Below are 26,189 nucleotides of genomic sequence, written 5' to 3' on the forward strand. Positions count from 1 at the left end.
CATGTCGAGACTGCCAGGATGGCTGAACCGGCTGGGCAGGAGCCTGAGCCGGATGGGCGAACGCCTTGAGGAACGCCGCGCGGAGGCCGGACGCGAGGACCCCGCGGGACCGCCGTACGCGACGCCGGAGCCGTACGCCGCCCCGGAGCCGTACACCGCGGTGGACCCGGCCCGCCTGGCCGCCGGACACGACCTCGACCGGGACCGCGACCTGGGCCTCGCCCCCGCGCCGGAACCGACCGCCGCGCCGACCGCCGCGCCGACCCCCACGGCGACGGAGGGCGCGGACAAGCCCGCCTCCGCCTCCGCCTCCGTACCCGCGCCCCCCGCGTACGCACCCGCCGTCGCCGCCCGCCCCGACCCCGTCGCCGCCATCCCCTGGGGCATGCGCGTCGCCGCCGAGGCCGGCTGGCGCCTGCTCGTCCTCGCCGGCACCGTCTGGGTCCTGATGAAGGTCATCAGCTCCGTCCAGCTGGTCGTCCTCGCCTTCGTCGCCGCCCTCCTCATCACCGCGCTGCTCCAGCCCACCGTCGCCCTGCTGCGCCGCAAGGGCCTGCCGCGCGGCCTCGCCACCGCCATCACCGCCGTCTCCGGCTTCGTGATCATGGGCCTGGTCGGCTGGTTCGTGGTCTGGCAGGTCATGGACAACGTCGACAACCTGTCCGACCGGGTCAAGGACGGCATCGAGGAGCTCAAGCACTGGGCGCTCGACAGCCCGTTCCACGTCACCGAGCAGCAGATCAACGACATCGCCAAGAACCTCAGCGAGGCCATCGGCGCCAACGCCGAACAGATCACCTCCGCCGGACTCCAGGGCGTCACCGTCATCGTGGAGGGCATGACCGGCATCCTGCTGGCCATGTTCTGCACCCTCTTCCTGCTCTACGACGGGAAGAAGGTCTGGGAGTGGACGCTCAAGCTGGTGCCCGCCCAGGCCAGGCCCGGCGTCGCCGGCGCGGGCCCGCGCGCCTGGCGCACCCTCACCGCCTACGTCCGCGGCACCGTCCTCGTCGCCCTCATCGACGCCGTCTTCATCGGCATCGGCCTGTGGTTCCTCGACGTGCCGATGGCCGTGCCGCTCGCCGTCTTCATCTTCCTCTTCGCCTTCGTCCCGCTCGTCGGCGCCGTCGTCTCCGGCGCCCTCGCTTGCGTCGTCGCCCTCGTCACCAACGGCGTGTTCACCGCGCTCATGGTGCTCGTCGTCGTCCTCGCCGTGCAGCAGATCGAAGGCCACGTCCTCCAGCCGTTCATCCTCGGCCGGGCCGTCCGCGTCCACCCGCTCGCCGTCGTCCTCGCCGTCGCCGCCGGCGGGCTCACCGCCGGCATCGGCGGCGCCGTCGTCGCCGTCCCGCTGGTCGCCGTCCTCAACACCGTGGTCGGCTACCTCCGCGCGTACAGCACCGAACAGGCTCTGCGCGCCACGCCCGAACCGCGCGGCGCCACCGCCTTCGAGGTCGCGCCCACCCCGGCGCCCGGCTCGACCGACCGTCTCCCGGGAGTCGACGCGTGATCTCCGAACCCGAACTCGTCGGCGGCCCCGCCTTCCCCGACGCCGGCCCTCCGCCGTACTTCGCCCAGGAGCCCGGGCGGCCCCGGACCCCCCGGGCCCGCCGCCCCTGGCTGTGGGCGCTCGGCGGCGCGGTCGTCGCCTCCGCCGTCTGGGCCGGCGGGCTCTACGCGTACGGGCACGCCCGCGACGCCGGCCCCGACCTCGGCGGCTACCGCACGGACCGCGACCCCTGCAAGGCGGCGAAGCTGGAGGGCCTGACCTCGGCGATCGGCCCGAGGGACACCGGCGACAGGGCCGTGCACCAGGAGCCCTACAAGGTGGAGCAGCCCGCCTACTTCTCCTGGAGCTGCTCCGTGTACCTCAAGTCCGGCAACATCCCGTACGAGGTGAGCATCGACTACCGGCTGCACCGGGTCACCGACCCCCGACCGGAGTTCGAGGCCCTGCGGGCGGACCCGGGGGGCCTCGGCGGTGGCGACTGGATCGCCGGCCTCGGGGACATGGCCTACGCCGGCGGACCGCTGGGTGACACCTCGCTCGAAGTCCTCGATGGACAGGCCGAGCTCAGCTTCAACGTCCGGGCGGAGGAGCTCGACGAGCACGGCATCCCCCGCGACAACGTACCGAAGCTCGACCCGGCCGCCATGCGGACGTATCTCGTCGAGGACATGAGGCAGCTGATGGCCGCGCTGAAGAAGTAGGCGCCGGTACGGACACGACGAAGGCCCCGGGGTTCTCCGAACCCCGGGGCCTTCGTCGTGCTCTGCGTGCTCTGCGGCGGGCCCTACTCGGCCAGGACCGCCTCGGCGTCCAGCGTCACGCCGACCGCCTGGATGACCGCGGCGATCTTCACGGCCTCCTGGATCGTCTCGCGGTCGACACCGGCCTTGCGCAGGACCTGCTCGTGCGAGTCCAGGCACTGGCCACAGCCGTTGATCGCGGAGACGGCCAGCGACCACAGCTCGAAGTCGACCTTCTCGACGCCCGGGTTGCCGATGACGTTCATCCGCAGACCGGCGCGCATCGTCCCGTACTCCGGGTCCGACAGCAGGTGCCGGGTCCGGTAGAAGACGTTGTTCATCGCCATGATCGCGGCGGCCGACTTCGCGGCCTGGTACGCCTCGGGCTTCAGGTTGGCCTGGGCCTCCGGCTCCAGCTCCTTCAGCACCTTCGGCGAACGGGAGGCGATCGCGCAGGCGAGCACCGTGCCCCACAGCTGCTGCTGCGGCAGCTCGCTGTTGCCGATCACCGAACCGAGGTTCAGCTTCAGGTCCTTGGCGAAGTCCGGTACGGCGGCCTTCAGCTCATCGAGCGCCATGCTCACTCACCGGCCAGCAGCGCGGCCGCGTCGAGGGTGTCCTCGCCCTTGTTCCAGTTGCACGGGCACAGCTCGTCGGTCTGCAGCGCGTCGAGCACCCGCAGGACCTCCTTCGGGTTACGGCCGACGGAGCCGGCGGTCACCATGACGAACTGGATCTCGTTGTTCGGGTCGATCACGAACACGGCACGCTGCGCGAAACCGTCGGCGCCCTCGACACCACAGTCGCGCATCAGCTCGTGCTTCGAGTCGGCCAGCATCGGGAAGGGCAGGTCACGCAGGTCGGCGTGGTCCTTGCGCCAGGCGTGGTGCACGAACTCCGAGTCACCGGAGACACCCAGGATCTGCGCGTCACGGTCGGCGAACTCGTCGTTCAGCTTGCCGAACGCGGCGATCTCGGTCGGGCAGACGAAGGTGAAGTCCTTCGGCCAGAAGAACACCACGCGCCACTTGCCCTCGTAGGTCTTGTGGTCGATCTGAGCGAACTCCTTGCCGCTCTCCAGCGACACGCAGGCGGTCAGGTCGTAGGTGGGGAACTTGTCACCGACAGTGAGCACGCGCTCTCCTTGCAAGGTCGGAAGGGTCCCTTTTGGGGGCTTCCGTGAGGGGTTGGACGTCTCACATCCTGACATGGAGCCCATTGATCAGTGAAATAGCTAGACTCGGTCGCGTTGATCGAAGGTGGTTATCAGTGATTCCGGTGCGGCGTGTGAAGCAGCCCAGTCTGTCCCAGCTCAGAGCGTTCGCGGCGGTCGCGGAGCATCTGCACTTCCGGGACGCGGCGGCGGCCATCGGGATGAGTCAGCCGGCGCTGTCGGGTGCGGTCTCGGCCCTCGAAGAGGCACTTGGCGTCCAGCTCCTCGAGCGTACGACGCGGAAGGTGCTGCTCTCGCCGGCGGGGGAGCGGCTTGCCGTGCGGGCGCATGCGGTGCTCGACGCGGTGGGGGAGCTGATGGAGGAGGCGGAGGCGGCGCAGGCGCCGTTCACGGGGGTGCTGCGGCTCGGGGTGATTCCGACGGTGGCGCCGTATCTGCTGCCGACGGTGCTCAGGCTGGTGCACGAGCGGTATCCGGAGCTGGATCTGCAGGTGCACGAGGAGCAGACGTCGTCGCTCCTTGAGGGGCTCGCGGCGGGACGGCTCGATCTGTTGCTGCTCGCGGTGCCGTTGGGGGTGCCGGGGGTGACGGAGCTGCCGTTGTTCGACGAGGACTTCGTGCTCGTGACCTCGCAGGGGCATCCGCTGGCGGGGCGCGGGGACATTCCGCGGGAGGCGCTGCGGGAGCTGAAGCTGCTGCTGCTCGACGAGGGGCACTGTCTGCGGGACCAGGCGCTCGACGTCTGCCGGGAGGCGGGGCGTACGGAGGGGGCGGCGGTGACGACGACGGCGGCGGGGCTGTCGACGCTGGTGCAGCTGGTGGCGGGCGGGCTCGGGGTGACCCTGTTGCCGCGGACCGCGGTGAAGGTGGAGACGGCCCGCAACGGCGCGCTGCTCACCGGGGACTTCGCGGAGCCGGCGCCGTCGCGGCGGATCGCGCTTGCGATGCGGGCGGGGGCGGCCCGCCAGTCCGAGTTCGAGGAGCTGGCGGGCTCGCTGCGGGAGGCGATGGAGGGCCTTCCGGTGCGGATCGTTCCGGCGGGCTAGGCGGTGGTGGCCGGCCCGGGTGATCCGCTCATTCCGTCCGCAGGCCGTCGGCGCGCATCATCCGCCACAGCAGCGGCAGGCTCAGCACCGTGACGAGCAGGATCAGCGCGGCGCCGACCCCCGTCACCGGCAGGAACACCCACCAGTCCGCGACCTGCTTGCCGATCATCCGCAGGAGCAGCACGCCGAGCCCGAGTCCGCCGGCCAGGGACAGCGTCATGCCGAGCGCGATCGGCACGGCCGTCTGCCAGAGCACCGACCAGCCGAGGGTGCTGCGCCGGGTGCCGAAGGCGACGAGCGAGGAGAGCAGCCGCTTGCGTTCGCGCAGTTGTTCCAGGGTGGTGACCAGGAGGGAGGCGGCGACGAGCAGCATGGTGAGCGTGGCCCCGGCCAGGATGCCGGTGCGGACGCTGCTGAAGCGCCCGTCGCGTTCGAAGTTCTGCAGGGTGATGACGCGGGTGAGCGGGTCGAGGGCGGCGGCCGTGTTCCGTACGTGTTCGGCGGCGTCGGGCACCGCCGGGTCGAGGCGGATCATGGCGCCGGCCTCGGGGTGTTCGAGCCGGGTGGCGTCGATGGCCTTCGGGGTGGCGAGCACGCCGAACTGGATCCGGCCCATGGGGTCGTGGCGCGCGTCGACGTAGCGGGCGGTGGCCGGAATGCGCCAGGTCGGCAGTGCACCGGGCCCGGGGTGCGGTTCGCGCAGCGCGACGAGGGCTCCGGGCCGGGCGGTCCGCTTGACCCAGGCGTCCTCCGGCCCCTCCTTGCCGTGCGCGAGGGCGACGAAGACGTCGCCGTCGGCGCAGGACGGCAGGTGGGCCAGCTCCTTCAGGGAGGCGCAGTCGCCGACGGCGATCGAGGTGATCGGCCCGACCTCGTCGCTCTTCTTCAGCTGCCCGGGCCAGTAGACGTTCGACTCGATGGTGCCGATGACGCCGGTGACACCCTCGGTCCGTCCGAGCGCGTCGATGGCGCGCCGGGCGTCGTCGCCGCCGTGGGCGCCGACCCTGGTCTCCAGCTGGGCGCGGGCGGTGTCCATGTTCGTGACGTGCATGAAGTCGCTCTGCATGGCCTGGAACAGCATCTGCAGGGCGATCGCGCCGGCCGCCGCGACGACGATGCCGCTGACCGTACGGGCGGCGGTGCCGCTGCTGAGCTGGAGCCGGCGGGTGGCGAGCTGCCAGGCGACGGGCCCGCCGCTCAGCCGCCTGACCAGGGCCTCCACCAGCCAGGGCAGCAGGGTGGTGAGGCCGATGAGGGTCAGTGTGGCGCCGGCGGTGATGCCGACGGTGTCGATGGAGGTGCCGGTGGCCTCGACGCGGCCGACGGTCGGCACGAGCAGCCCGACGCCCGCGAGGAGCACGAGCAGGCGCCAGACGAGCCGGCGCGGCTTCGGGGCGGTGGACCGGACGATGCCGAGCGGTTCGATGGCGACCCCGCGCAGGGCCACGAGGCTGACGAGGACGGCGGCGACGGGCACGGAGGCCACGGTCAGGGCGGCGAGCCAGGGCACCGGGGTCACGTCGGACGGGAAGGCGTTGACGTCCCAGATCTGGAAGGTGCCGGCGAGCTGCCGGGCCACGGCGAAGAACCCGGCGCCGGCCGCGAGCCCCAGCAGCGCGCCCGCGAGGGACTCGCCGGCCGCGATCCGCCGGGTCATGGCGTTGTCGGCGCCGACGAGCCGGAGCGCGGCGAGCCGCCGGTCGCGCTGCTCGCCGCCGAAGCGGACGGCGGCCGCGATGAAGACGAGGACGGGAAGAAGCAGGACGACGCAGGCGATGACGACGAGGAGCAGCAGGAAGGCGTTGGCGGGCTCCTGCGGCACGGACCAGCCGTAGCGCTCGCCCCGGTTGACGTCGGCGCCGGGCGTGAGGGTCGCGTCGCCCGCCACGTAACGGAGTTCGGCCGGGCCGATCAGTCCCGCCTGGCCGAGGGTGCCGGTGATCTCGTACGGGAGGCGGGCGCGCAGGAGCGCGCCCTCGGGGGAGGCGAGCAGGTCGCGGAGGGCCGGGGAGACCAGCATCTCGCCGGCCGCGGGCACCTCCGGCGCTCCCGGGGGAACAGCGGGGTGCGGGCCCTCGGGGCGCAGCAGGAGTCCGGTGACCGTGTCGGCGCGGAAGAGGGTCTCCTGCTCGGCGTAGAGAAAGGTGTCCGGTCCGGGCCGGGTGACCTCCCGGCTCGCGTCGACGGCGCGGGCGGAGTCCCGTACCTCTCGCTGGAAGGTCATGTTCGGCAGGGACGCGGCGACGAGCAGCAGCGCCACGCCGATGCCGATGCCGATGGCGGTCAGGGCCGTACGGAGCCAGCCGCCGCGGCCGCCGGTGACGGCGAAGCGGGCGCCGAGCCCGAGGTCCCCGGCCCAGCGCCGTACGGAGGAACGCAGTTTCATGCCGCCCACTCCGTGTCCCGCACGGCGCCGTCGCGGACCACGATCTCGCGGTCGGAGTAGGCGGCGACGCGGGCCTCGTGGGTGACCAGGACGACGGCGGCGCCGGTGTCCCGGGAGGCGTCGGTCAGCAGCCGCATCACGCGCTCGCCGTTGAGCGAGTCGAGGGCGCCGGTCGGCTCGTCGGCGAAGATCACCCGCGGTGCGGTGACGAGCGCGCGGGCGACGGCGACCCGCTGGCCCTGGCCGCCGGAGATCTCGCCGGGGCGCTTTCCGGCCACGTCCTCGACCTCCAGGCGGGCCAGCCACTCGCCGGCGCGGCGCTCGGCGTCCTTGCGTCGTTCGCCGTTCAGCCGGAGTGGCAGGGCGACGTTCTCGGCGCAGGTCAGCTCGGGCACCAGCTGGCCGAACTGGAAGACGAAGCCGAAGTCGCAGCGGCGCAGCGCGCTGCGCGCGGAGTCGCTCATCGCGGTGAGTTCGCGGCCGTCGTAGTGGATGGTGCCGGTGTCGGGGCGGACGATGCCGGCGAGGCAGTGCAGCAGCGTGGACTTGCCCGAGCCGGAGGGGCCCATCACGGCGACGACCTCGCCGGCCCGCAGGGAGAAGTCGGCGCCGGTGAGGGCGGGGGTCGGCCCGTACGCCTTGGTGAGGCCGGCCGCTTCGAGCAGGGGGCTCATCGGTGGAGCTCCTCGGCGAGCCGGTCGAGCCGGGCGGCGGTCAGTTCCAGCCAGCGCAGGTCGGCTTCCAGGTGGAAGAGCGCGTGGTCGCAGATCAGCTGGTCGGCGAGGTCGCCGTCCTTCTTGCGCCGGGTGAGCTCGCGCATCAGGCGCAGGTGCTCGGCGCGCTGCACGTCCAGGATCTCGGCGGCGCCGCGGCCGGTGAGGAGGGCGAGGACGACCTTGGTGTAGAGCGTGGACTGGAGGTACGGCTCCGGCTTCTCGGGGGTCGACAGCCAGTGCGCGACATCGGTGACGCCGGCCTCGGTGATGGCGTACCGCTTGCGCTCGGGGCCGCCGCCGGCCTCGATGCCGTCGACCTCGACGAGGCCGTTCTTCAGGAGCCGGGACATGGTCGAGTAGACCTGCCCGTAGTGCAGGGGCCGGTCGTGGCCGAAGCGCTCGTCGAAGGCGCGCTTGAGGTCGTAGCCGTGGCGCGGGCCGGACTCCAGGAGCCCGAGAAGGGTGTGACCGATGGACATGCCCGTCACTGTACATGGGGTGTATACGCACGATGTATAGCGGCCCCTCGCGGTACCGGACGCCAGTTCTGTGACCGGCGGCACACAACCATCCCAGCCCGTGAAGCGTCGGTTCCCTTGGGCGTGGGTGCTCATTCTCACGCCCGGAAAAGCCGGATGGATCGCTCTTTGTCGCGATCGGCGGTGTTAGCTTGCTGAGCTGATTTCGAAGACGAGCGGAGCGAACGAGGACATGGGCCGTACGGGCAAGAGCCAGGCGGGCAAGGGGCGCATACGCCGCCTCTTCACCTGGAAGAGACTCCTGGGCACGTTCCTCGTGGGCGCTCTGCTCGCCATGGGCGCGTTCTACGCGCTCTACCTGATGGTCCCGGTGCCGACGGCCAACGCGGACGCGACCCTCCAGAGCAACGTCTACAAGTACTCCAACGGCAAGGTCATGGCCCGCACGGGCAAGATCAACCGGGAGATCGTGGGCCTGGAGAAGGTCCCGCTGGACGTCCAGCGCAGCTTCGTCGCCGCCGAGAACAAGACGTTCTACAAGGACAACGGCGTCGACATCCTCGGCACCGCCCGCGCCGCCTGGAACACCCTCACCGGCAAGGGCAAGCAGGGCGGTTCGACGATCACCCAGCAGTACGTCAAGAACTACTACCTGAGCCAGGACCAGACGGCGACCCGCAAGCTCAAGGAAATGGTCATCGCGCTCAAGGTCGACCAGCGCATGAAGAAGAGCGAGATCCTCGCCGGCTACATGAACACCAGCTACTACGGCCGGAACGCCTACGGCATCCAGGCCGCGGCGCAGGCGTACTACGGCGTGGACACCACCAGGCTGACCGTCGCCCAGGGCGCCTACCTCGCCTCCGTGCTCCAGGCCCCCAGCCAGTACGACTGGACCTTCGCCGGCCCCGAGGGCCGCAAGCTCGTCGAGGCGCGCTGGAACTACGTCCTCGACAACATGGTCGAGCAGGGCTGGCTGGACGCCGGCAAGCGCGCCGGGCTGAAGTTCCCCGCCCCGCAGAAGCCCAAGGCCCCCAAGGGCATGAGCGGCCAGTCCGGCTACATCGTCGAGGCGGCCAACCAGGAGCTGATGCGCCAGGGCGTCAGCGAGGAGGACCTGAAGGCCGGCGGCTGGACGATCACCCTCAACATCGACGAGAAGAAGCAGAAGGCCCTGGTCAAGGCGGTCGACGAGGAGCTGGAGGCCAAGCTCGACCGCGAGAACAGCAAGAAGAACGCCTCCGTCCAGGCCGGCGCCACCTCCGTCGACCCGAAGACCGGCGCGGTCGTCGCCATGTACGGCGGCGTCGGCGCGACCGAGCACTGGACGAACAACGCCACCCGGCGCGACTACCAGCCGGCCTCCACGTACAAGCCGATCGTCCTCGCCTCCGCGCTCGACAACCACGCCGAGACCCAGGACGGCCGCAAGATCGGCCTCGGCACGATCTACGACGGCACCAGCGGGCGACCGGTCGTCGGCAGCGCCATCTCCTTCGCGCCGGAGAACGAGGACGGCCAGAACTACGGGCCGGTCACCGTCCAGAAGGCCACCAACAGCTCGATCAACTCGGTCTACGCCCAGATGATCGTCGACGTCGGCCCCACCAAGGCCAAGCAGACCGGCATCGCGCTCGGCCTCAAGGACGGCAAGGACTTCGGCGCGACCCCCGCCATGTCGCTCGGCGTCATGGGCGCCTCCACCATGGACATGGCCGGCGCCTACGCCACCCTCGACAACCACGGCGTCAAGGTCACCCCGACGGTCGTGAAGTCCGCCGAGCACAAGGACCGCACGGTCGAGCCGGTGAAGTCGATCGGCGAGCGGGTCATCAGCCGCGAGGCCGCCGACACCACCACCAAGGCCATGGAGGGCGTGGTCCAGGCCGGCTCCGGCTTCCGCGCCGCCGGCCCGTACCAGGCCGCCGGCAAGACCGGCACCTCCGAGAACAACCGCTCGGCCTGGTTCGTCGGCTACACGCCCGAGCTGGTCACCGCCGTCGGCCTGTTCGGCGAGGACTCCGTGGGCAACCAGGTCACCCTGACCAACAAGATCAACCCGGGCCGCGCCAACGGCGGCAAGACCCCGGCCGAGATCTGGGGCGCCTACACCACCAAGGCCCTCGGCGGCGGCTCGGACACCGCCTTCGACCTGGAGACGGACGGCACCTCCGGCGGCGACACCGCCCCGACGCCGACCGCGACCACCGGCTCGCCGACCCCGACCGGCACGCCCTCCGACGCGAGCTCCGCGCCGACGCAGCCGCCGACGCCGACCGGCACCACCCCGCCGCAGCCGCCCACTGCGACCGCGACGACCCCGCCGGAGCCGACGCCGACCCGGACGAAGACGACCGACCCGACGCTGCCGCCGCTCCCGGACGGCAGCTCGGGCACCGTCGACGGAAAGCCGACGGGCCAGTGACAGGCCGGTGACAGGCCGATCAGACCGGTGACGAAAGGGCCGGACCCCCACCCGGGGGTCCGGCCCTTCTTCGTACGCACCGGCAGACGGCCCTACGGGTACGGGCTCAGCGCGTCGCCAGCTCGAACCACACCACCTTGCCGCCCGAGAGCCGCGTCGCGCCCCACCGCCGGGCCAGCCGGTTCACCAGGAACAGACCGCGGCCGCCCTCGTCGGTGTCCCGCGCCCGCCGCTGCCGGGGCAGCTGCGGCGAGTCGTCGCCGACCTCGCAGCGCAGCACGTCCGTGCGCAGCAACCGCAGCGTCACCGGCCGCTCCGCGTACCGCACGGCGTTCGTCACGACCTCGCTGACGAGCAGCTCCACCGAGTCCGTGAGCTCCTCCAGATCCCAGCGGGCGAGCGCCCGTCGGGCCAGCCGGCGGGCCCGGCCCGGGGCCGCGTCCTCCGGCTCCAGGAACCAGTACGCCACGTCGCTCGGCGCGATCCCGTCGAAGCGGGCCGCGAGCAGCGCGATGTCGTCGTCCCGGTCGCCCGGGCCGAGCATGTCGAGCACGTCGTCGCACAGCGCCTCCAGCGGCGGCGCGTGGTCGGGACCGGTGAGCTGGGCCGTCGCCGCGAGCCGCTCGCGCAGCTGCTCTATCCCGGTCCACACGTCCCGCAGCCGGGACTCCACGAGACCGTCCGTGTAGAGCAGCAGCGTGGCCCCGGCCGGCGCGTCCAGCTCCACCGCCTCGAAGTCCACCCCGCCGACGCCGATCGGCGCGCCCGGCGGGACCCGGAGCACCTCGGCCCGGCCGCCCAGGTGCAGCAGTATCGGCGGCGGATGGCCCGCGTTGGCGATGGTGATCCGGTGCGACACCGGGTCGTACACCGCGTACATGCAGGTCGCCATGCGGTTCTCGCCGAGCCGCTGGGCCTGCTCGTCCAGGTGGTGCAGGACCTCCTGCGGCGGCAGGTCGAGCCCGGCCAGGGTCTGCGCGGTGGTGCGCAGCTGGCCCATGATCGCCGCCGAGGTCATGGAGTGGCCCATGACGTCGCCGACGACGAGCGCGACCCGGCTGCCGGGCAGCGGGATGGCGTCGTACCAGTCGCCGCCGACCCGGGCCGTCTCCGCCGCCGGCAGGTAGCGGGAGGCCAGCCGGACGCCGGTCGGCTGCGGCAGCGAGTCGGGCAGCATGGTGCGCTGCAACTCGTCCGCGATGTAGGCCTCGCGGCCGTAGAGCACCGCCTTGTCGATGCCGAGGGCGGTGTGGGTCGCCAACTGGGCCGCGACGAGCAGGTCGTTCGGCTCGAACGCGGCCCGTTCCGGGCGGCGCAGGAACACGGCCGCGCCGATCACCCGCCGCCGCCCCCGCAGCGGCGCGAGTATGGCCCGGTGCCCGGCGGGCAGCGGATGGTCCGGGCCCAGCAGCTCCGGCAGCGCGGCGCGGGCGGCGGCGGAGTCGCCGGGCACCGGCCGCACCCCGCGCAGCACCTCGGCGAGCGCGCCGCCCGAACGGACCTCGCACAGCTCGGCCGCGGGCGTCGGATCCGGATCGGGTACGAGGACGAGCTCCTCGCCCTCCAGGTCCGTTAACCGCAGCCGGTCGGTGCGGCGCAGCCGCAGCACGAAGGGCTCGGCCGGGCGCTCGTCGCCGACCGGCAGCGGGTCGCGCAGATAGACCAGGATGGCGTCGGAGAACGTCGGCACGGTCGCCCGGCACAGGCCGAGGACGATCTCGTCGAGGTCGAGGCCGCGTGCGATGCGCCGGGTCGCGGCGCCCACGAACCGCAGCCGCTCGCCCTCGCGCCGCGCCGCCGCGGCGTCGGCGCTGCCGGCGGCGCCGGGCTTGTCGCCGTGCCCGCCGGGCGCCGGCGCGGGCACCGCGACGGCCGCCGCGGCCGCCGGCTCCTGGCGGGGGCGAGTGCGTTCCTGCGGTCGCGCGGCCATCGCCTTGCGGCCTTCGTGGGAGGTGGGATGCTCCGTCACGCCTGGGATTCCGTCCGTCCGGGCCGGTGGTGCGTTGCACGCGCTCTCATCGCCGATGCCGCGCCTTCGGCAGGGCTAAACCCCCGGGGCGAGGTCGATGCGGGGGAGGGGGGGAAGGCACCCGCGCACGGCTCCGACACTGCTCTCCCCCTCATGAGACGCTCCTGGGTGACTGATGGTCAGGCCCGGTCGCGGGCTTGGTCTCTGACGTGCTGTCCGATCCGTCGGGCGCTGGTCCCGGTGCTGGTCCAGGTGCTTGCGGAGGACGATCCTACGGTTGCACCCCGGGGGCCCAGCAAGGGTCTCATGACCTGGTGTGCGCCGGGGTGCGATCCCAGTCGGCCGGCAGTTCGGGTACGGGCCAGGCCGGGTCGGGCCGCCAGTCCTCCCAGCCGGCCGAGAACGGCGCCCCCCAGGCCCGGACCAGCTCCAGGGCCGCCTGCCCCGCCGCCGAGACCCGGGCGGCCTGCCGGGCGTCCATCAGGCCGGCCCGCTGCGCCTGGGCGAACTCGTCCTCGTCCCGCCACTTCCAGGTGTGGTCCGGGTAGACGGAGAGGTCGAGGAAGTGGTCCTCGGAGTCGACGCCGCCGTCCCAGCGGGCGCGGGGCTCCTCCAGGTTCACGTACCAGCTGCGGAACCGCCAGCCCCGCTCCCAGAACAGCCACACCGACCACGGGTCGCCCGGCGCGGCCAGCTTGAGGACGCCGGTGCCGTGCCAGTGCGAGCGCGTGGTGGTGCGGGGCGCGGTGTAGCGGGTGGCCAGCGGCTCCTCGTGCACGGGGGTGCCGTCGGCCAGGACCGGTTTGACCAGCTCGGTGCCTGGGGCCATCCAGACCGCGAGGAGCTCCGGGGTGTCCTGGACGACGGTCACCGGGCGGCAGATGTGCACGTCGCCGGTGCCGTTGTCGCGGTAGCGCCAGAGGATGTGATCCCCCGGCGCCCAGTGCGGGGAGCGGCCGGATCCTGTCATGCGCAGATCTTAGGGGCGGGTCCCCGGCGGCGCTGCGGCGAAGGTCACGGATCGGTCAGGGGCACGGCAAGGATCGGTCAGGGGCGGGTCATGCGCAGGACGTCGAGCGCTTCGTCGAGCTGTTCGAGGGTCAGGTCGCCCCGCTCGACGTACCCGGAGTCCAGGACGACCTCCCGGATCGTCCTGCGCTCGGCCAGCGACCTCTTGGCGACCTTGGCGGCCTCCTCGTAGCCGATGTACTTGTTCAGCGGGGTCACGACGGACGGCGAGGACTCGGCGTACTCGCGGGCCCGCTCGGCGTTGGCGGTGATGCCGTCGACCGTGCGGTCGGCGAGCAGGCGGGCCGCGTTGGCGAGAAGCCGCACGGATTCCAGCAGGTTCTTGGCCATGACCGGCAGCATCACGTTGAGCTCGAAGTTCCCGGCCGCGCCGGCCACGGCCACCGTGGTGTCGTTTCCGGTCACCTGGGCGGCGACCATCAGGACCGCCTCGGGGATCACCGGGTTCACCTTGCCCGGCATGATCGACGAGCCCGGCTGGAGGTCGGGCAGGTTGATCTCGGCGAGGCCGGTGCGCGGGCCGCTGGACATCCAGCGCAGATCGTTGGCGATCTTCGTCAGCGACACGGCGATGGTCCTGAGCTGCCCGGACGTCTCGACCAGCCCGTCGCGGGCGCCCTGCGCCTCGAAGTGGTCGCGGGCCTCGGTGAGCGGCAGGCCGGTGGCGCGGGCGACCTCGGCGATGACGGCGGCGGAGAAGCCGGGCGGGGTGTTGATGCCGGTGCCGACGGCGGTGCCGCCCAGCGGCAGTTCGGCGAGCCGGGGCAGCGAGGCGCGCAGCCGTTCGATCCCGTACCTGACCTGGGCCGCGTAACCGCCGAACTCCTGCCCGAGGGTGACCGGTGTGGCGTCCATCAGATGCGTACGGCCCGACTTCACGACGCTCGCGAATTCGGCTGATTTCCGCTCCAGGGAGACGGTCAGCCGGTCGAGCGCCGGGATCAGGTCGTGGGTGACGGCGGCGGTCGCGGCGATGTGGATGGAGGACGGGAAGACGTCGTTGGACGACTGGGAGGCGTTCACGTGGTCGTTGGGGTGGACGTCCCGGCCGAGCCGCTCGGTGGCGAGGGTGGCGAGCACCTCGTTGGTGTTCATGTTGGAGGAGGTGCCGGAGCCGGTCTGGAAGACGTCCACCGGGAAGTGCTCGTCCCAGCGCCCCTCCGCGACCTCCGCCGCCGCCTCCTGGACGGCCCGCGCGACGTCCGGGTCGAGCACGCCGAGCTCGGCGTTGACCTTGGCGGCGGCGGCCTTGATGCGGGCCAGGGCCTCGATGTGGGCGCGCTCCAGGCGCTGCCCGCTGACCGGGAAGTTCTCCACCGCGCGCTGGGTCTGGGCGCGCCACTTGGCGTGGGCGGGGACGCGGACCTCACCCATGGAGTCGTGCTCGATGCGGTAGCCGTCTTCGTTGCTCATGGTTCGTCAACCTCCTACAAAAGTTGAGCACTTGTCTTGTTCGACGTATTCCCAAGGCGCTTACCGGCCAGTAAAAACCGTGGGTAACCCCACTTCCAGGAGGCGCAATGAGGCGCACCAGGTACAGACTCCGCTGGCCGATCGCCGCTCTCGCCGCAGCCGCGGCGGCCCTCGGCAGCATGACGGCCGCGGCCCCCGCGGGCGCGGCCGACACGAGCGGCGCGGCCGGAATCACCTCCGTACCGCTCCCTCCCGAGCTGGAGGCGATCCGCGCCGCGGAGGCCACCAAGATCTACGGAAGCCCCGAGGAACGCCCGTTCGCCCAGCGCAGGACCGGGCTCATCTCGCTGGGCGACAGCGAGATCTCCGGCGAGGGCGTCGGGAACTACGAGTCGCCCACCAACGGCCCCGACAACTGGTGCCACCGCTCGCCCGACTCCGCCATCCACCGCACCGGGATCCCCGCGGACCTCACGTTCAACGTGGCCTGCTCCGGCGCGTACACCGGCAACATCCGGATCGGCGGCACGAAGCAGTACGCCGACGAGCTCGTCCAGAGCGACAACCTGGCCATCAAGGCGCGCAACACCCGCATCAAGATGGTGCTGCTCGTCGCCGGCGCCAACGACGACCTCCAGTTCGGCCCCGTGATGACCGACTGCGTCGAGCGCTACCTGCTCTCCCAGGGCCCCTGCGAGCCCAAGTACGCACCCGGCTGGCAGTCCCGCGTCGACGCGCTCGTGCCCAAGGTCGAGCAGACCGTGCGCGACCTGCGGACCGTGATGCAGGGTGCCGGCTACGCCGACGGCGACTACAAACTCGTCGTCATGGGCTACCCGAGCCCCATCGGCCCGGACTTCTACGACAACCCGGACTTCCCCGGCAAGCTGGCCTGCGGCGGCGAGGGCTACGACTCCGACACCAAGTGGGGCCGCAACACCGCCGTGCCCGCCTTCGAGCGCGGCATGCGGCAGGCGGCGGCCGACACCGGGGCCGTGTTCCTCGACAACTCACGGCTCTTCCACGGCCACGAGGTCTGCATGGAGGACACCTGGGCCCGCGGCCTCTACATCGACCTGTCCAAGCCCGGCACCCCGGACGAGAACTCGGTCCGCCAGTCCTTCCACCCCAACTACCGCGGCCACGGCGCCTTCGCGTCCTGCCTCACCCAGATCTACAACGCGAACGTGCGCGAGGCGGGCTGCGCCGACGTCGACTCCTCCGGCACGCCGACGCTCTTCCCGCTCGCCTGGGACGACGTCTACAAGCCGCTGAAGAACGCCGCCACCGGCAACTGTCTCGACGTCAGCGGGTCGGAGTCGGCCAACAACACCGCCGTCCTCGGCTGGGACTGCCACGGCGGCCGCAACCAGAACTGGTGGTACGACCCCGCCCGCCGCAGCATGCACACCCAGCTCACCCAGGACCGCTGCCTGGACGTGCCCGGCGCCACCTACACGGCCGGCGCGGCGCTCATCATCTGGAACTGCCACGGCGGCGCGAACCAGAAGTTCGTCCGCGACGGCGACACCGTCCGCCCGGCCTCCGCGACCGGCCTCTGCCTGGCCCAGGGCGCGGCCAGGGAACCGGTCCGGCTGCAGAGCTGCAACGGCTCGGCGAACCAGCGGTTCGTGGCGTAACGGAGCCTCCTCACAGCGGCCTGACGGTGCTCCTGGCCAGTTCGTAGGCCGGGAGCATCGCCGTGTGCTCCTCGGCGTCGAGCCCGCCGAGGTGGACGACGACCGTACCCTTCGGCGTCTCGACCGCGAACGCCCGCTCCGGCTTGGTCTCGCCGAGGGCCTCGCTGTGCACCGTGTACGTGACCTCGACGGCGGCCAGCGAACCGGCCCGGACGTCCTCGTACGCGGCGCCCTTCGCACCCGCCTCCGCCTTCACGAAGGCTTCGAGCACCGTGCGGGCCGGGTCCTTCGCCGCGCTCTTCGGGGCGGTCCACACCCGCAGATAGCCGATGTTCCCGGCCGGCTTGGCGTCCACCTCGCAGCGCGCGACGGCCGGGCCCTGCCGGGTGAGCGCCGCGAACTCCGGGTTCTCCGGGTCCTTGACCGCCTGCGGCGCCCAGCCCCGGGCGAGGGTGAAGGACACGGGCAGCGCACAGGCCGTCCCGGGGCCGCCGAGCGAGCCGGCGGGGACGGCGGCCGGGGCGGCGGTGGCCTTCGGCGCGGCGGCCGAGGGCTTCGCCGGGCCGGCGGCGGGCGCGTCCGGTTCCTGCTGCGTACCGCACGCGGTCAGCAGCCCCGCCGCGAGCAGGGCGAGGGCGGTCGGGACCGTCGTACGGAGGGGTGCTCTTCCTGGCATGCGCCCATCATCCCCCGAGCGGGTGCGCGCGCCTGCGGGGCGTCGGACAATCGGAAGCGGTGCTCGGGGAGATCCGCCACCACAGGAGGCAGGACATGTTCCGACGCTTCAGGAGGACGGGCGCGCTCGGCGCCTGCGCGGTCGCGGCCGTCGCCTTCGCCGGGGCCGCCGCCGTCCCGGCATATGCCCACGACGACGGCGGCAACCTCGATTTCACCCTCTACGCCAAGGAAGTCCCCGGCCCAGGCTCCAACTCGAGCGGTCCGCCGCCCAAGGTCGGCCAGGTCCTGACCTTCGCCGACGACTACTACACGAGCAAGAGCAGCACCGACACGGTCGGCCGGGACGGCGTGACCTGCGGGGTCGTACGCGTCTCCGGGGACTCCGCCGACGTCAACTGCGTCGGCACCATCGTCCTGAACGGCGGGCCGGGCGGACAGATCACCGCCCAGGCCCTGACCCACTTCGACACGTCGAACGAGACGGGCGCCGCCTTCGACATCGCGGTCACCGGCGGCACCGGCGATTTCAAGAACGCACACGGCTACATCCGGTCGACCCCGGACGGGGACTTCGACCGGATGGACTTCCACATCACCAGGTGAGAGGTCCTAGGACAGCTTGCCGCCGTAGTCCGGCAGCTTGAACGTCCGCTCGGCGTGGCCGCCGACCAGGTCGGTGGTGTTGTTGCCGATGTTCGCGACGATCGTGTAGCCCCTGGCCTCGATCTCCGCGCGCTTGGCCGTCTTGTACGTGCTGACCTCGGCGAACAGGTCGGGCAGCGAGCGCACGTACAGACCGTCCACCGGGTAGCCGGCCTGCTTCAGGTTCCAGTCCGTCAGGGAGTAGATGATGCCGGGCCTGGCGGTGACGAAGAAGACGGCCACGCCACGGTCGTGCGCGTCCCGCACGAGCGCGCGGACCTCGGGGATGGCCGGGGTCGGCAGCTCCCAGAACGGGTGGAAGTCCGTCTCCAGGGAGGAGTTGTCGATGTCGAGGACGATGGCCTGCTTCTGGCGGCCGGCGTCCTCGGCGCGCTCCTCGATGTACGGGCGTGCCTGGTCGACGACCGCGGCCACGTCATGGCGCCAGGTCGTGTAGTCGACGCCCTGGATCGCGGCGCTCGACGTGTGGTGGGTGTCCGGGTCGGCGGCGGAGGCGGCGGGCGCCGGGCCGACGAGCAGGACGGCGGTCAGGCCGAGGGCGGCGGCGGCCTTGGCCTTGGTGGCGGAGGAGGGCATGGGGGGCTCCCGAGGGGTCTACCGGCTCAGTGGTTGACATGCTCGCGACCCATACTGGCCAGTAGGCAACGGTAGGGCTACCGGCCGGTAGCGACTTTCTGATCAGAAGATCGCCCACGCCCTCGTTCCGGACCCCCGCTCCCCACCCCGGCCCGGGGTCACTCGCCCTGCTCGAACCGCAGACAGCGCTCGACCGACCGGCTCAGCACCTCCTCCGCACCCGACGTGACGACCCGGTCCCACCAGGCGCCGTAGAGCCGGTCGAAGCGGAAGCCGGCCAGCACGTCCGCGGCGAGACGGACCTTCTGCGGCTGCTCCGGCACGTGGTTGGGGAAGCTGTACATGATGCTCACCCAGCGCGGGTCCGGACCGACGTTGATCACGTCACCGGTGAACAACGCCCCGTCGCCCGCGCTCCAGTGCAGCACCGCGCTGCCCGGGAAGTGCACGCCCGGGTTGATCAGCGTCAACTCGTCCGTCAGCGGCATGCTCCGCCCGCTCCAGAACCTCACCGCCGGGTCCGGCCGACCCACCCACTCGCGGTCCGCCTCGTGCAGATGGACCGGCGCGTCGAAGGCGTGTGCCCACTCCACCATCGCCGAGTAGAAGTGCGGGTGGCTGATCGCGATGTGGTCGATGCCGCCCAGTTCCTCGACGCGGCGCACCATCTCGTCGTCCAGATACGGCACACAGTCCCACAGCACGTTTCCGGCGGAGGTGCGCAGCAGCAGGGCGCGCTGGCCGATCGAGAACTCGGGCGAGACGCCGATGCCGACCACACCCGGCCCCTGCTCCTCGAACCGTCCGCCGTGCCCCTCGGCCCGCAGCTCCTCCAGCGACGTCCACCGCTGCCCGCCCCGGGGCACGTACTGCCGCTCGTCCAGGCAGACCGGACAGTCGGTGCGCGGTCCGGCGTACTGGGTGCCGCAGCCGCGGCAGATGGGGTACGTCACGAGTTCCTCCTTCATCAGGTCCTTCGCGTCAGTCACGGGTGCCGCCGGCCAGCTCGGTGAGGACGTGCGGGCGGCTCGGACGCCAGCCGAGGTCCTCGAAGGACCGGCGCGCCGACACCACCTGGTGCAGCGCGAGCGCCTCCGCGAACGGCGCCCCCAGCACCTCCGCGGCCTGCTCCCGCGGCCACGACTCGGCCCGGCCGGTGCCGCCCGCCGCGAGGTCCGCGGCCGCCGCGAGCGCGGCCACCGGCACCGCCTCGTCCGCGACGCCGTGCAGCACTGCGCCCGCCCCGGCCTTGGCCAGCGCCAGCACGTACAGCTCGGCGAGGTCGTCCACGTGCACCATCGGCCAGCGGGTCGCCGCCGAGCCCACGTACCGGCCCGTGCCGTGCTCCCGGGCCCAGCCGGTCATCAGCGCCGGGATGCCGCCGCCCTGGCCGTACACGATGCCCGGGCGCACCACGAGCGCCCGGACGCCGTCCCCGGCGGCGTCGAGCACCCGCCGCTCGATCCGCGGCCGGTAGCCCACGACGGCGATCGGGTCGGTCGCCGACTCCTCGTCCGCCGGGGCGTCCCCGGTGGCGCCGAGCACCCACACGCCGCTGGTGTAGACGAACGCCCGGCCCGTGCCCCGCAGCGGCGCGAGCAGCGCGTCGACCGCGGCGGCGTCCACCGCCTCGTCACCGGTCGGCGGCGCCAGGTTCACCACCGCGTCCACGTCGTCCGTCACCGCCGCCCGCAGCGACTCCGGATCGCTCAGATCACCCACCTTCACCGGCACGTCGGGCGCCAGCGCCTGGGCGTCCCGCACCAGCGGAACCACGTCGTGGCCCTCCAGCGTCAGCCGCGCCACCACCGCGGAGCCGATGTAGCCGGTGGCTCCGAGAACCAGAACCTTCATGACAACTCCCCTCGATCGAGGTCCCGTTGACCGCCGACCGGGTCAACGGGAGCAACCGTAGGAGCTGAGCGAGGGGCGCCGGATCGGTCGGATGACCGGGCTCACGGCGCGGAAGTGCCGTACCGGGCCGCGGAAACGCCGTATCCGCCCGGCGGGATCTCCTTAGAGCCGCCCGGAAAGCGGGCAGGCCCCCGGCGGATGCCGGGGGCCTGCGAGGCGCGACGAGGGTCGGAGACCGGGGCCGCGCACCGGGACGCGCGTGCGGAGATCCTCGGCCGCCGGAGAGCGGCCGCTGGACGCCGCCGTTACGCCGGCTGGGACCCCTGGCGCACCGGGATGTGGGTGAACGTCGGCTCCGGAGCCGGGTTCTGGAAGAAGTCGTTGCCCTTGTCGTCCACCACGATGAACGCCGGGAAGTCCTCGACCTCGATCTTCCAGACCGCCTCCATGCCGAGCTCCTCGTACTCGACGACCTCGACCTTCTTGATGCAGTCCTGCGCGAGACGCGCCGCCGGGCCGCCGATCGAGCCGAGGTAGAAGCCGCCGTGCGCGCCGCACGCGTCGGTGACCTGCTTGCTGCGGTTGCCCTTGGCCAGCATGACCTTGGAGCCGCCCGCCGCCTGGAACTGCTCGACGTAGCTGTCCATGCGGCCGGCCGTCGTCGGGCCGAAGGAGCCGGAGGCGTAGCCCTCGGGGGTCTTCGCGGGGCCCGCGTAGTAGACCGGGTGGTCCTTCAGGTACTGCGGCATCTCCTCGCCCGCGTCCAGACGCTCCTTGATCTTGGCGTGCGCGATGTCGCGCGCCACGACCAGCGGGCCGGTCAGCGAGAGGCGGGTCTTGACCGGGTACTTGGTCAGCTCGGCGAGGATCTCGTCCATCGGCTGGTTGAGGTCGATCTTCACGACCTCGCCCGCGTCCAGGTGGGAGTCCTCGGTCTCCGGCAGGAAGCGCGCCGGGTCGGTCTCCAGCTGCTCCAGGAAGACGCCCTCGGCGGTGATCTTGGCGACGGCCTGGCGGTCGGCCGAGCAGGAGACGGCGATCGCGACCGGCAGCGAGGCGCCGTGGCGGGGGAGGCGGACCACGCGCACGTCGTGGCAGAAGTACTTGCCGCCGAACTGGGCGCCGATGCCGATCTTCTGCGTCAGCTCGAAGACCTTCTCCTCCAGCTCCTTGTCGCGGAAGCCGTGGCCGGTCTCGGCGGAGCCCTCGGTCGGCAGCTCGTCCAGGTAGTGCGCGGAGGCGTACTTCGCGGTCTTCAGTGCGAACTCGGCGCTGGTGCCGCCGACGACGATCGCGAGGTGGTACGGCGGACAGGCGGCCGTGCCGAGCGAGCGGATCTTCTCCTCCAGGAACTTCATCATGCTCGCCTCGTTGAGGACGGCCTTCGTCTCCTGGTAGAGGAAGGACTTGTTGGCGGAGCCGCCGCCCTTGGCCATGAAGAGGAACTTGTACGCGCCGCCGTCGGTCGCGTACAGCTCGATCTGCGCGGGCAGGTTCGAGCCGGTGTTCTTCTCCTCCCACATGGTCACCGGGGCCATCTGCGAGTAGCGCAGGTTCAGCTTGGTGTAGGCGTCGTAGATGCCCTTGCTGAGGGCCTCCTCGTCGCGGCCCTGCGTGAGGACGTTCTGGCCGCGCTTGCCCATGACGATCGCGGTGCCGGTGTCCTGGCACATCGGCAGCACGCCGGCGGCGGCGATGTTCGCGTTCTTGAGGAGGTCGAGCGCGACGAACTTGTCGTTGCTCGACGCCTCCGGGTCGTCGATGATCTTCCGCAGCTGGGCCAGGTGGGCCGGGCGCAGGTAGTGCTGGATGTCGTGGATCGCCTCGGCGGCCAGCTGGCGCAGCGCCTCCGGCTCGACCTTGAGGAACGTACGGCCGTCGGCCTCGAAGGTGGAGACACCCTCGGAGGTCACCAGGCGGTAGGGCGTGGTGTCCTCTCCCACGGGGAGCAGATCGGAGTACGCGAACTCTGGCATGTCGACGGCCATTCCTCACTCGGCAGACAGCGGCGCCGCCTCCGTTGGCGGCGCGCCATCCAGCGTAGAGCGCGGCTCCGGCGGCGGGCCTGTGAGGTAAGGCTCAGTTCCCGGCGGGTGGTGTACGTGTCGGCCAATTGCCCGCTCGCGCTGCGTGTCCGATCCAGTACCGATAGTGATGATCCGGGGTCGGTCGCGTCCGCGCCGGACCCGCCGTCCGTGCACGGAGAGGATGATCATGAGACTCACGTTTCGGGGCCGGTCCCCGCGGAGAGCGGCCGCGGCCCTGGGCGTGGCCGCCCTGCTGGGGGCCGGCTTCTCCTCGGCGGCGGCCGCGGATACGGGCCCGGGGGTCGGCCCGGGTGTAGGCCCGCGTATGGGCCCGGGTGTCGGCTTGCGTATGGGGTCCGGTGTCGGCCCAGGTGTCGGCCGCGGCGCGGCCCCGGCCGCTCGCGCGGCGACGAGGGCGGCGGAGCCCGGCACCGCGTACGCCTGGGGGAGCGACGCCGCCGGCCGGCTCGGCCGCGGCGTCGGTTCGGGGCTCAGCACCACCCCGGTCACGGTCTGCGGTGACGTCGGGTGCTCCGGCGCCCTCGACGAAGTGGCCGCCGTCGAGGCGGGATCCGGGCACGCGGTGGCCCTCCGCGGCGACGGCACGGTCTGGACCTGGGGCAGCAACACCTACGGCCAGCTGGGCGACGGCACCACCGCGCAGCGGAACACGCCCGTACGGGTGCCCGGCCTCACGGACGTGACCGCCGTCGCCGCGGGCGGCGCCCACACCCTGGCGCTGAAGCGGGACGGCACCGTCTGGGCGTGGGGGCGCAACAACAAGGGGCAACTGGGCGACGAGACCACCACCGACCGGTCCACGCCGGTGCAGGTGCACTGCGTCGTCTACCCCGAACAGGGCTGCGGGGAGCCGGTCCTGGCCCGGGGGATCGCGATCGCCGCGGGTGGCGAGCACAGCCTCGCCCTGGGTACGAACGGTGACGTCAGCGCCTGGGGCAGCAACGCGTCCGGGCAGCTCGGCGACGGCAGCGGAAGTGAGTTCAGTTCTTACCCGGTCCCGTCGTTCGTGCCCAACGCGAAGGCCATCGCCGCCGGAGGCGCGCACAGCCTGGCCGTGGCCGCCGACGACGGCACGGCCTACGCCTGGGGGAGCAACTCCGACGGGCAGCTGGGCGACGGCACCACGACGGATGCCACCTGGCCGCAGAAGGTCTGCGCGACCGGTACGAGCGCCGGATGCACCACCTTCCTCACCGGAGTGACCGGCGTCGACGCCGGCGCCCTCCATACCCTCGCGATCGTCGCCGGCGGCGTCCGCTCCTGGGGTGCCAACGCCTCAGGCCAGCTGGGCGACGGCACCACCACGACCCGGACCACCCCCGTCAAGGTGTGCTCGTCGGGCACGACGGCCGGCTGCACCACGTTCCTCGGGAACGTCACCGCGGTCTCGGCCGGTGGCGCCTTCAGCCTGACCAGGCAGTCCGAGGGCACGGCCCGCAGCTGGGGCGCCAACGCCTCCGGCCAGCTCGGCACCGGCACCCAGACCGGCCGGCTCACCCCGGGCCAGATCTGCGCGAGCGGGCAGGCCGCGCCGTGCGGCCGGTACGTCGACGGGGTCGGCGCGATCGCCGCGGGCGCCGACTTCGGCCTGACGACCCTCCTGCCCCGCGCCGACGTGCGGGTCGCGATCAGCGCGGACGAACCCGTCGCGAGCGGCGAGGACCTGACGTACACGATCACCGTCCGCAACGACGGCCCCGCCGCCGCGGACGGGGTGATGGTCGACAGCGCGCTGCCCGCGGGCAGCCGGTTCGTCAGCGCGAGCCCCAGCAGGGGCAGCTGCACCGGTCCGCCGGTCGGCTCCTCCGGCACCGTGACCTGTCCGCTCGGCCGGATCGGCGCCTCGGGCCAGGCCACCGTGAGCATCAGGGTCGGCGTCACCGCCGCGACCGGATCGATGATCACCGACACGGTGACGGTGAGCAGCGCCACGCCCGACCCCAGGCAGGTCAACAACTCCGCGACCCTCCGGACGCCGGTGGGCTGATGCGTACGCGAGAACGATCCACGAGAGGACGATCGATGAGACGCGCTGTACGTCGCCGCCGCTCCGCCCTGAGGCGAGTCACGGCCCTGAGCCTGGCCGGACTGATGTGGGCGGCCCTGTACCCGGGGGCGGCCGCCGCCGCCGGGGACGCCGGTGCCGGAAGGGCCGGCAGTGCTGGAAGGGCCGGTGGTGCCAGGCCGGCCGCCGCCACCCGGGCGGACCAGCCCGGCACCGTCATCGCCTGGGGCACCAACACCTACGGCGAGCTCGGCGACGCGGCGACTCCCAACCGCACCACCATCCCGGTCCCGGCCTGCGGCGCCGCGCCCTGCCCCAAGCCGCTCGACCAGGTGATCGCCGTGGACGCGGGCTACAACCACAGCGTGGCCCTGAGCGCCGACGGCACGGTCTGGGCCTGGGGCGACAACGAGACGGGCCAGCTCGGCGACGGCACCTTCGTCAACCGCTCCGCGCCCGTGCGCGTCGGCTCCCTCACCGGGGTGACCGCCGTCTCCGCAGGCCGGCTGCACACCCTCGCCCTCCGCTCCGACGGCACCGTCTGGGCGTGGGGCTACAACGAGGACGGGCAGCTCGGCGTCGGCACCACCGGCACCAGCGCCGTGCCCGTCCAGGTCTGCGCCGAGAACACGGCGGCCGGCTGCACCGCGTTCCTCTCCGGGGTGACCGCGATCTCCGCCGGCTACGCGCACAGCCTCGCCGTGGGCGCGGATGGCGGCGTGCGGTCCTGGGGCGACAACCGCTACGGCCAGCTCGGGGACGGCACCACCCAGAACCGGCTCACGCCGGTGGCCGCCCAGCCGGGCAGCGGAGTGCGGAGCGTGGCCGCCGGCCTCTTCCACAGCCTGGCCGTGATGACGGACGGCACGGCCCGCGGCTGGGGGGACAACTTCTACGGCTACCTGGGCGACGGCACCACGACCACGCGGCTGACGCCCGTGCGGGTCTGCGCGGTGGGCACCGGCGCCGGCTGCACCTCGTACCTCACGGGTGTCACCGGGATCGCCACCGGCGAGAACCACACCCTCGCGATGCTGTCCAACGGCGGCGCACGCTCCTGGGGCCACAACGACAAGGGGCAGCTCGGCGACGGCACGACCACGGACCGGCTCACGCCCGTGCAGGTCTGCGCCTCGGGGACGACGGCCGGCTGCACGTCGTTCCTCGGCAGCGTGAAGGCCATCGACGTGGGCGGCTTCAGCTACAGCATGACCCGCCAGTCCGAAGGCACGGTCCGGACCTGGGGCACCAGCCCCACGGGCATCAGCTCGACCACCCCGACCAAGGTGTGCGCCACCGCGCAGTCCACGACGTGCGGCCGCCTCCTCGACGGGGTGGGCGCGATCGCCGCGGGCTTCAGCCACAGCCTGGCCGTCGTCCGCCCCCGCGCCGATCTGCGGGTCACCATGACCTCGGACGCGCCCGTCGCGAACGGCGAGGACCTCACGTACACCGTCACGGTCCGCAACAACGGGCCGAGCGCCGCGGACAACGTGGTGCTCGACGACAGCCTGCCCGGCGAGGGACGGTTCGTCAGCGCCACCACGAACAGGGGCAGTTGCGGCACCCTGCCGCCCGCCGGGTCCTCCGACACGGTGACCTGTGCGCTGGGCCGCATCGGCAGCGCCGGGGAGGCGACCGTGAGCATCCGGGTCACCGTGCGGGCCACACCGGGCACCGTGATCACCAACAGGGCCACGGCCACCGGCACCACGCCCGACCCGGACACGGGCAACAACACGGTGTCGCTCCAGACGACGGTCGGCTGACGCCGGCTGTCGTCCGGTACCCGTCGGCTGACGCTGGCGGTCGCCCGATACAGGTCGGCCGACACCGGC

Annotated in this window: 21 protein-coding genes; 8 read left to right on the forward strand and 13 right to left on the reverse strand. The window is 72.4% G+C overall.

Annotation, left to right across the window (positions count from 1 at the left end; genetic code table 11):
• The first annotated feature begins 1 nt into the window (after nt 1).
• Both ACWEJX_RS14075 and ACWEJX_RS14080 read left to right on the forward strand, forming a co-directional pair.
• The gene (locus tag ACWEJX_RS14075) at nt 2–1,510 is read left to right on the forward strand and encodes an AI-2E family transporter (protein ID WP_451607711.1); all 1,509 of its coding nucleotides are present in this window, start codon (nt 2–4) and stop codon (nt 1,508–1,510) included.
• Complete coding sequence (locus tag ACWEJX_RS14080; RefSeq protein WP_451607712.1) at nt 1,507–2,211, forward strand: hypothetical protein; 705 nt, start codon at nt 1,507–1,509, stop codon at nt 2,209–2,211. Before ACWEJX_RS14075 ends, ACWEJX_RS14080 begins: the two co-directional genes overlap by 4 nt.
• 83 nt (nt 2,212–2,294) lie before the next feature.
• Here the strand turns inward: ACWEJX_RS14080 and ACWEJX_RS14085 are convergent, their stop codons facing one another.
• Entirely contained in the window at nt 2,295–2,828 is a 534-nt protein-coding gene (locus tag ACWEJX_RS14085; RefSeq protein WP_386865860.1) for an alkyl hydroperoxide reductase, read from the reverse strand.
• Between the two features lie 2 nt (nt 2,829–2,830).
• Nucleotides 2,831–3,385 (reverse strand): peroxiredoxin, encoded by a 555-nt coding sequence (locus tag ACWEJX_RS14090; protein ID WP_451607713.1) that lies wholly within the window; start codon nt 3,383–3,385, stop codon nt 2,831–2,833.
• Between the two features lie 134 nt (nt 3,386–3,519).
• On the opposite strand from ACWEJX_RS14090, the gene ACWEJX_RS14095 reads away from it, so the two are divergent.
• Nucleotides 3,520–4,470: a hydrogen peroxide-inducible genes activator gene (locus tag ACWEJX_RS14095; protein WP_451607714.1), complete on the forward strand. Its 951-nt coding sequence runs from the start codon at nt 3,520–3,522 to the stop codon at nt 4,468–4,470.
• A 28-nt stretch (nt 4,471–4,498) separates the two neighbouring features.
• Here ACWEJX_RS14095 and ACWEJX_RS14100 read toward each other — a convergent pair whose 3' ends face one another.
• From ACWEJX_RS14100 to ACWEJX_RS14110, 3 genes are read right to left on the reverse strand one after another with little or no spacing between them, the layout of a single operon-like run.
• Nucleotides 4,499–6,856 carry an FtsX-like permease family protein gene (locus ACWEJX_RS14100; RefSeq protein ID WP_451607715.1) on the reverse strand — a complete coding sequence of 786 codons (2,358 nt, stop codon included), beginning with the start codon at nt 6,854–6,856 and terminating at the stop codon, nt 4,499–4,501.
• Nucleotides 6,853–7,530 (reverse strand): ABC transporter ATP-binding protein, encoded by a 678-nt coding sequence (locus ACWEJX_RS14105; protein WP_451607716.1) that lies wholly within the window; start codon nt 7,528–7,530, stop codon nt 6,853–6,855. Before ACWEJX_RS14105 ends, ACWEJX_RS14100 begins: the two co-directional genes overlap by 4 nt.
• Nucleotides 7,527–8,051 (reverse strand): PadR family transcriptional regulator, encoded by a 525-nt coding sequence (locus tag ACWEJX_RS14110; protein WP_451607717.1) that lies wholly within the window; start codon nt 8,049–8,051, stop codon nt 7,527–7,529. The genes ACWEJX_RS14105 and ACWEJX_RS14110 overlap by 4 nt, the downstream gene beginning before the upstream one ends.
• Nucleotides 8,052–8,283: 232 nt before the next feature.
• Here ACWEJX_RS14110 and ACWEJX_RS14115 point away from each other — a divergent pair, with 232 nt between their 5' ends.
• Nucleotides 8,284–10,476: a transglycosylase domain-containing protein gene (locus tag ACWEJX_RS14115; RefSeq protein WP_451607718.1), complete on the forward strand. Its 2,193-nt coding sequence runs from the start codon at nt 8,284–8,286 to the stop codon at nt 10,474–10,476.
• Nucleotides 10,477–10,582: 106 nt separating this feature from the next.
• Here ACWEJX_RS14115 and ACWEJX_RS14120 read toward each other — a convergent pair whose 3' ends face one another.
• The 3 genes from ACWEJX_RS14120 to ACWEJX_RS14130 form a co-directional block, all read right to left on the reverse strand.
• Entirely contained in the window at nt 10,583–12,445 is a 1,863-nt protein-coding gene (locus ACWEJX_RS14120) for a SpoIIE family protein phosphatase (RefSeq protein WP_451607719.1), read from the reverse strand.
• A gap of 304 nt (nt 12,446–12,749) precedes the next feature.
• Complete coding sequence (fomD, locus tag ACWEJX_RS14125) at nt 12,750–13,415, reverse strand: cytidylyl-2-hydroxypropylphosphonate hydrolase (protein ID WP_451607720.1); 666 nt, start codon at nt 13,413–13,415, stop codon at nt 12,750–12,752.
• A gap of 77 nt (nt 13,416–13,492) precedes the next feature.
• Nucleotides 13,493–14,887: a class II fumarate hydratase gene (locus tag ACWEJX_RS14130; protein ID WP_451607721.1), complete on the reverse strand. Its 1,395-nt coding sequence runs from the start codon at nt 14,885–14,887 to the stop codon at nt 13,493–13,495.
• Between the two features lie 107 nt (nt 14,888–14,994).
• Between ACWEJX_RS14130 and ACWEJX_RS14135 the strand changes: the two genes are divergently transcribed.
• A complete protein-coding gene (locus tag ACWEJX_RS14135) occupies nt 14,995–16,527 on the forward strand; it encodes a ricin-type beta-trefoil lectin domain protein (protein WP_451607722.1) in 1,533 nt (510 codons plus the stop codon).
• A 10-nt stretch (nt 16,528–16,537) separates the two neighbouring features.
• Here ACWEJX_RS14135 and ACWEJX_RS14140 read toward each other — a convergent pair whose 3' ends face one another.
• Complete coding sequence (locus ACWEJX_RS14140; RefSeq protein WP_451607723.1) at nt 16,538–17,203, reverse strand: lipoprotein; 666 nt, start codon at nt 17,201–17,203, stop codon at nt 16,538–16,540.
• Nucleotides 17,204–17,298: 95 nt separating this feature from the next.
• On the opposite strand from ACWEJX_RS14140, the gene ACWEJX_RS14145 reads away from it, so the two are divergent.
• Nucleotides 17,299–17,808 (forward strand): allene oxide cyclase barrel-like domain-containing protein, encoded by a 510-nt coding sequence (locus ACWEJX_RS14145; RefSeq protein WP_451607724.1) that lies wholly within the window; start codon nt 17,299–17,301, stop codon nt 17,806–17,808.
• Nucleotides 17,809–17,814: 6 nt separating this feature from the next.
• Here ACWEJX_RS14145 and ACWEJX_RS14150 read toward each other — a convergent pair whose 3' ends face one another.
• From ACWEJX_RS14150 to ACWEJX_RS14165, 4 genes are all read right to left on the reverse strand, one after another.
• Nucleotides 17,815–18,444, reverse strand: a complete 630-nt coding sequence (locus tag ACWEJX_RS14150) for an HAD family acid phosphatase (protein ID WP_451607725.1) — start codon at nt 18,442–18,444, stop codon at nt 17,815–17,817.
• A 158-nt stretch (nt 18,445–18,602) separates the two neighbouring features.
• The gene (locus tag ACWEJX_RS14155; RefSeq protein WP_451607726.1) at nt 18,603–19,397 is read right to left on the reverse strand and encodes an MBL fold metallo-hydrolase; all 795 of its coding nucleotides are present in this window, start codon (nt 19,395–19,397) and stop codon (nt 18,603–18,605) included.
• 28 nt (nt 19,398–19,425) lie between these two features.
• Nucleotides 19,426–20,298, reverse strand: coding sequence for an NAD-dependent epimerase/dehydratase family protein (locus ACWEJX_RS14160; RefSeq protein WP_451607727.1), 873 nt, complete (start codon nt 20,296–20,298; stop codon nt 19,426–19,428).
• 305 nt (nt 20,299–20,603) lie between these two features.
• Nucleotides 20,604–22,274, reverse strand: coding sequence for a fumarate hydratase (locus ACWEJX_RS14165; RefSeq protein ID WP_451607728.1), 1,671 nt, complete (start codon nt 22,272–22,274; stop codon nt 20,604–20,606).
• A 400-nt stretch (nt 22,275–22,674) separates the two neighbouring features.
• On the opposite strand from ACWEJX_RS14165, the gene ACWEJX_RS14170 reads away from it, so the two are divergent.
• Nucleotides 22,675–24,333, forward strand: coding sequence for an RCC1 domain-containing protein (locus ACWEJX_RS14170; RefSeq protein ID WP_451607729.1), 1,659 nt, complete (start codon nt 22,675–22,677; stop codon nt 24,331–24,333).
• Nucleotides 24,334–24,368: 35 nt separating this feature from the next.
• Entirely contained in the window at nt 24,369–26,120 is a 1,752-nt protein-coding gene (locus ACWEJX_RS14175; protein ID WP_451607730.1) for an RCC1 domain-containing protein, read from the forward strand.
• Nucleotides 26,121–26,189: the final 69 nt, after the last annotated feature.

The sequence above is a fragment of the Streptomyces sp. NPDC004788 genome (genome assembly GCF_053601115.1).

Excerpts from the sequence above, each read along its gene's own strand:
- ACWEJX_RS14145 (WP_451607724.1), top strand. The coding sequence starts at position 17,299 with ATGTTCCGACGCTTCAGGAGGACGGGCGCGCTCGGCGCCTGCGCGGTC.
- ACWEJX_RS14160 (WP_451607727.1), bottom strand. The coding sequence starts at position 20,298 with ATGAAGGTTCTGGTTCTCGGAGCCACCGGCTACATCGGCTCCGCGGTG.
- ACWEJX_RS14110 (WP_451607717.1), bottom strand. The coding sequence starts at position 8,051 with ATGTCCATCGGTCACACCCTTCTCGGGCTCCTGGAGTCCGGCCCGCGC.
- ACWEJX_RS14115 (WP_451607718.1), top strand. The coding sequence starts at position 8,284 with ATGGGCCGTACGGGCAAGAGCCAGGCGGGCAAGGGGCGCATACGCCGC.
- ACWEJX_RS14075 (WP_451607711.1), top strand. The coding sequence starts at position 2 with ATGTCGAGACTGCCAGGATGGCTGAACCGGCTGGGCAGGAGCCTGAGC.
- ACWEJX_RS14100 (WP_451607715.1), bottom strand. The coding sequence starts at position 6,856 with ATGAAACTGCGTTCCTCCGTACGGCGCTGGGCCGGGGACCTCGGGCTC.
- ACWEJX_RS14165 (WP_451607728.1), bottom strand. The coding sequence starts at position 22,274 with ATGCCAGAGTTCGCGTACTCCGATCTGCTCCCCGTGGGAGAGGACACC.
- ACWEJX_RS14085 (WP_386865860.1), bottom strand. The coding sequence starts at position 2,828 with ATGGCGCTCGATGAGCTGAAGGCCGCCGTACCGGACTTCGCCAAGGAC.
- ACWEJX_RS14150 (WP_451607725.1), bottom strand. The coding sequence starts at position 18,444 with ATGCCCTCCTCCGCCACCAAGGCCAAGGCCGCCGCCGCCCTCGGCCTG.
- fomD (WP_451607720.1), bottom strand. The coding sequence starts at position 13,415 with ATGACAGGATCCGGCCGCTCCCCGCACTGGGCGCCGGGGGATCACATC.
- ACWEJX_RS14130 (WP_451607721.1), bottom strand. The coding sequence starts at position 14,887 with ATGAGCAACGAAGACGGCTACCGCATCGAGCACGACTCCATGGGTGAG.
- ACWEJX_RS14140 (WP_451607723.1), bottom strand. The coding sequence starts at position 17,203 with ATGCCAGGAAGAGCACCCCTCCGTACGACGGTCCCGACCGCCCTCGCC.
- ACWEJX_RS14105 (WP_451607716.1), bottom strand. The coding sequence starts at position 7,530 with ATGAGCCCCCTGCTCGAAGCGGCCGGCCTCACCAAGGCGTACGGGCCG.
- ACWEJX_RS14170 (WP_451607729.1), top strand. The coding sequence starts at position 22,675 with ATGGGGTCCGGTGTCGGCCCAGGTGTCGGCCGCGGCGCGGCCCCGGCC.
- ACWEJX_RS14135 (WP_451607722.1), top strand. The coding sequence starts at position 14,995 with ATGAGGCGCACCAGGTACAGACTCCGCTGGCCGATCGCCGCTCTCGCC.
- ACWEJX_RS14175 (WP_451607730.1), top strand. The coding sequence starts at position 24,369 with ATGAGACGCGCTGTACGTCGCCGCCGCTCCGCCCTGAGGCGAGTCACG.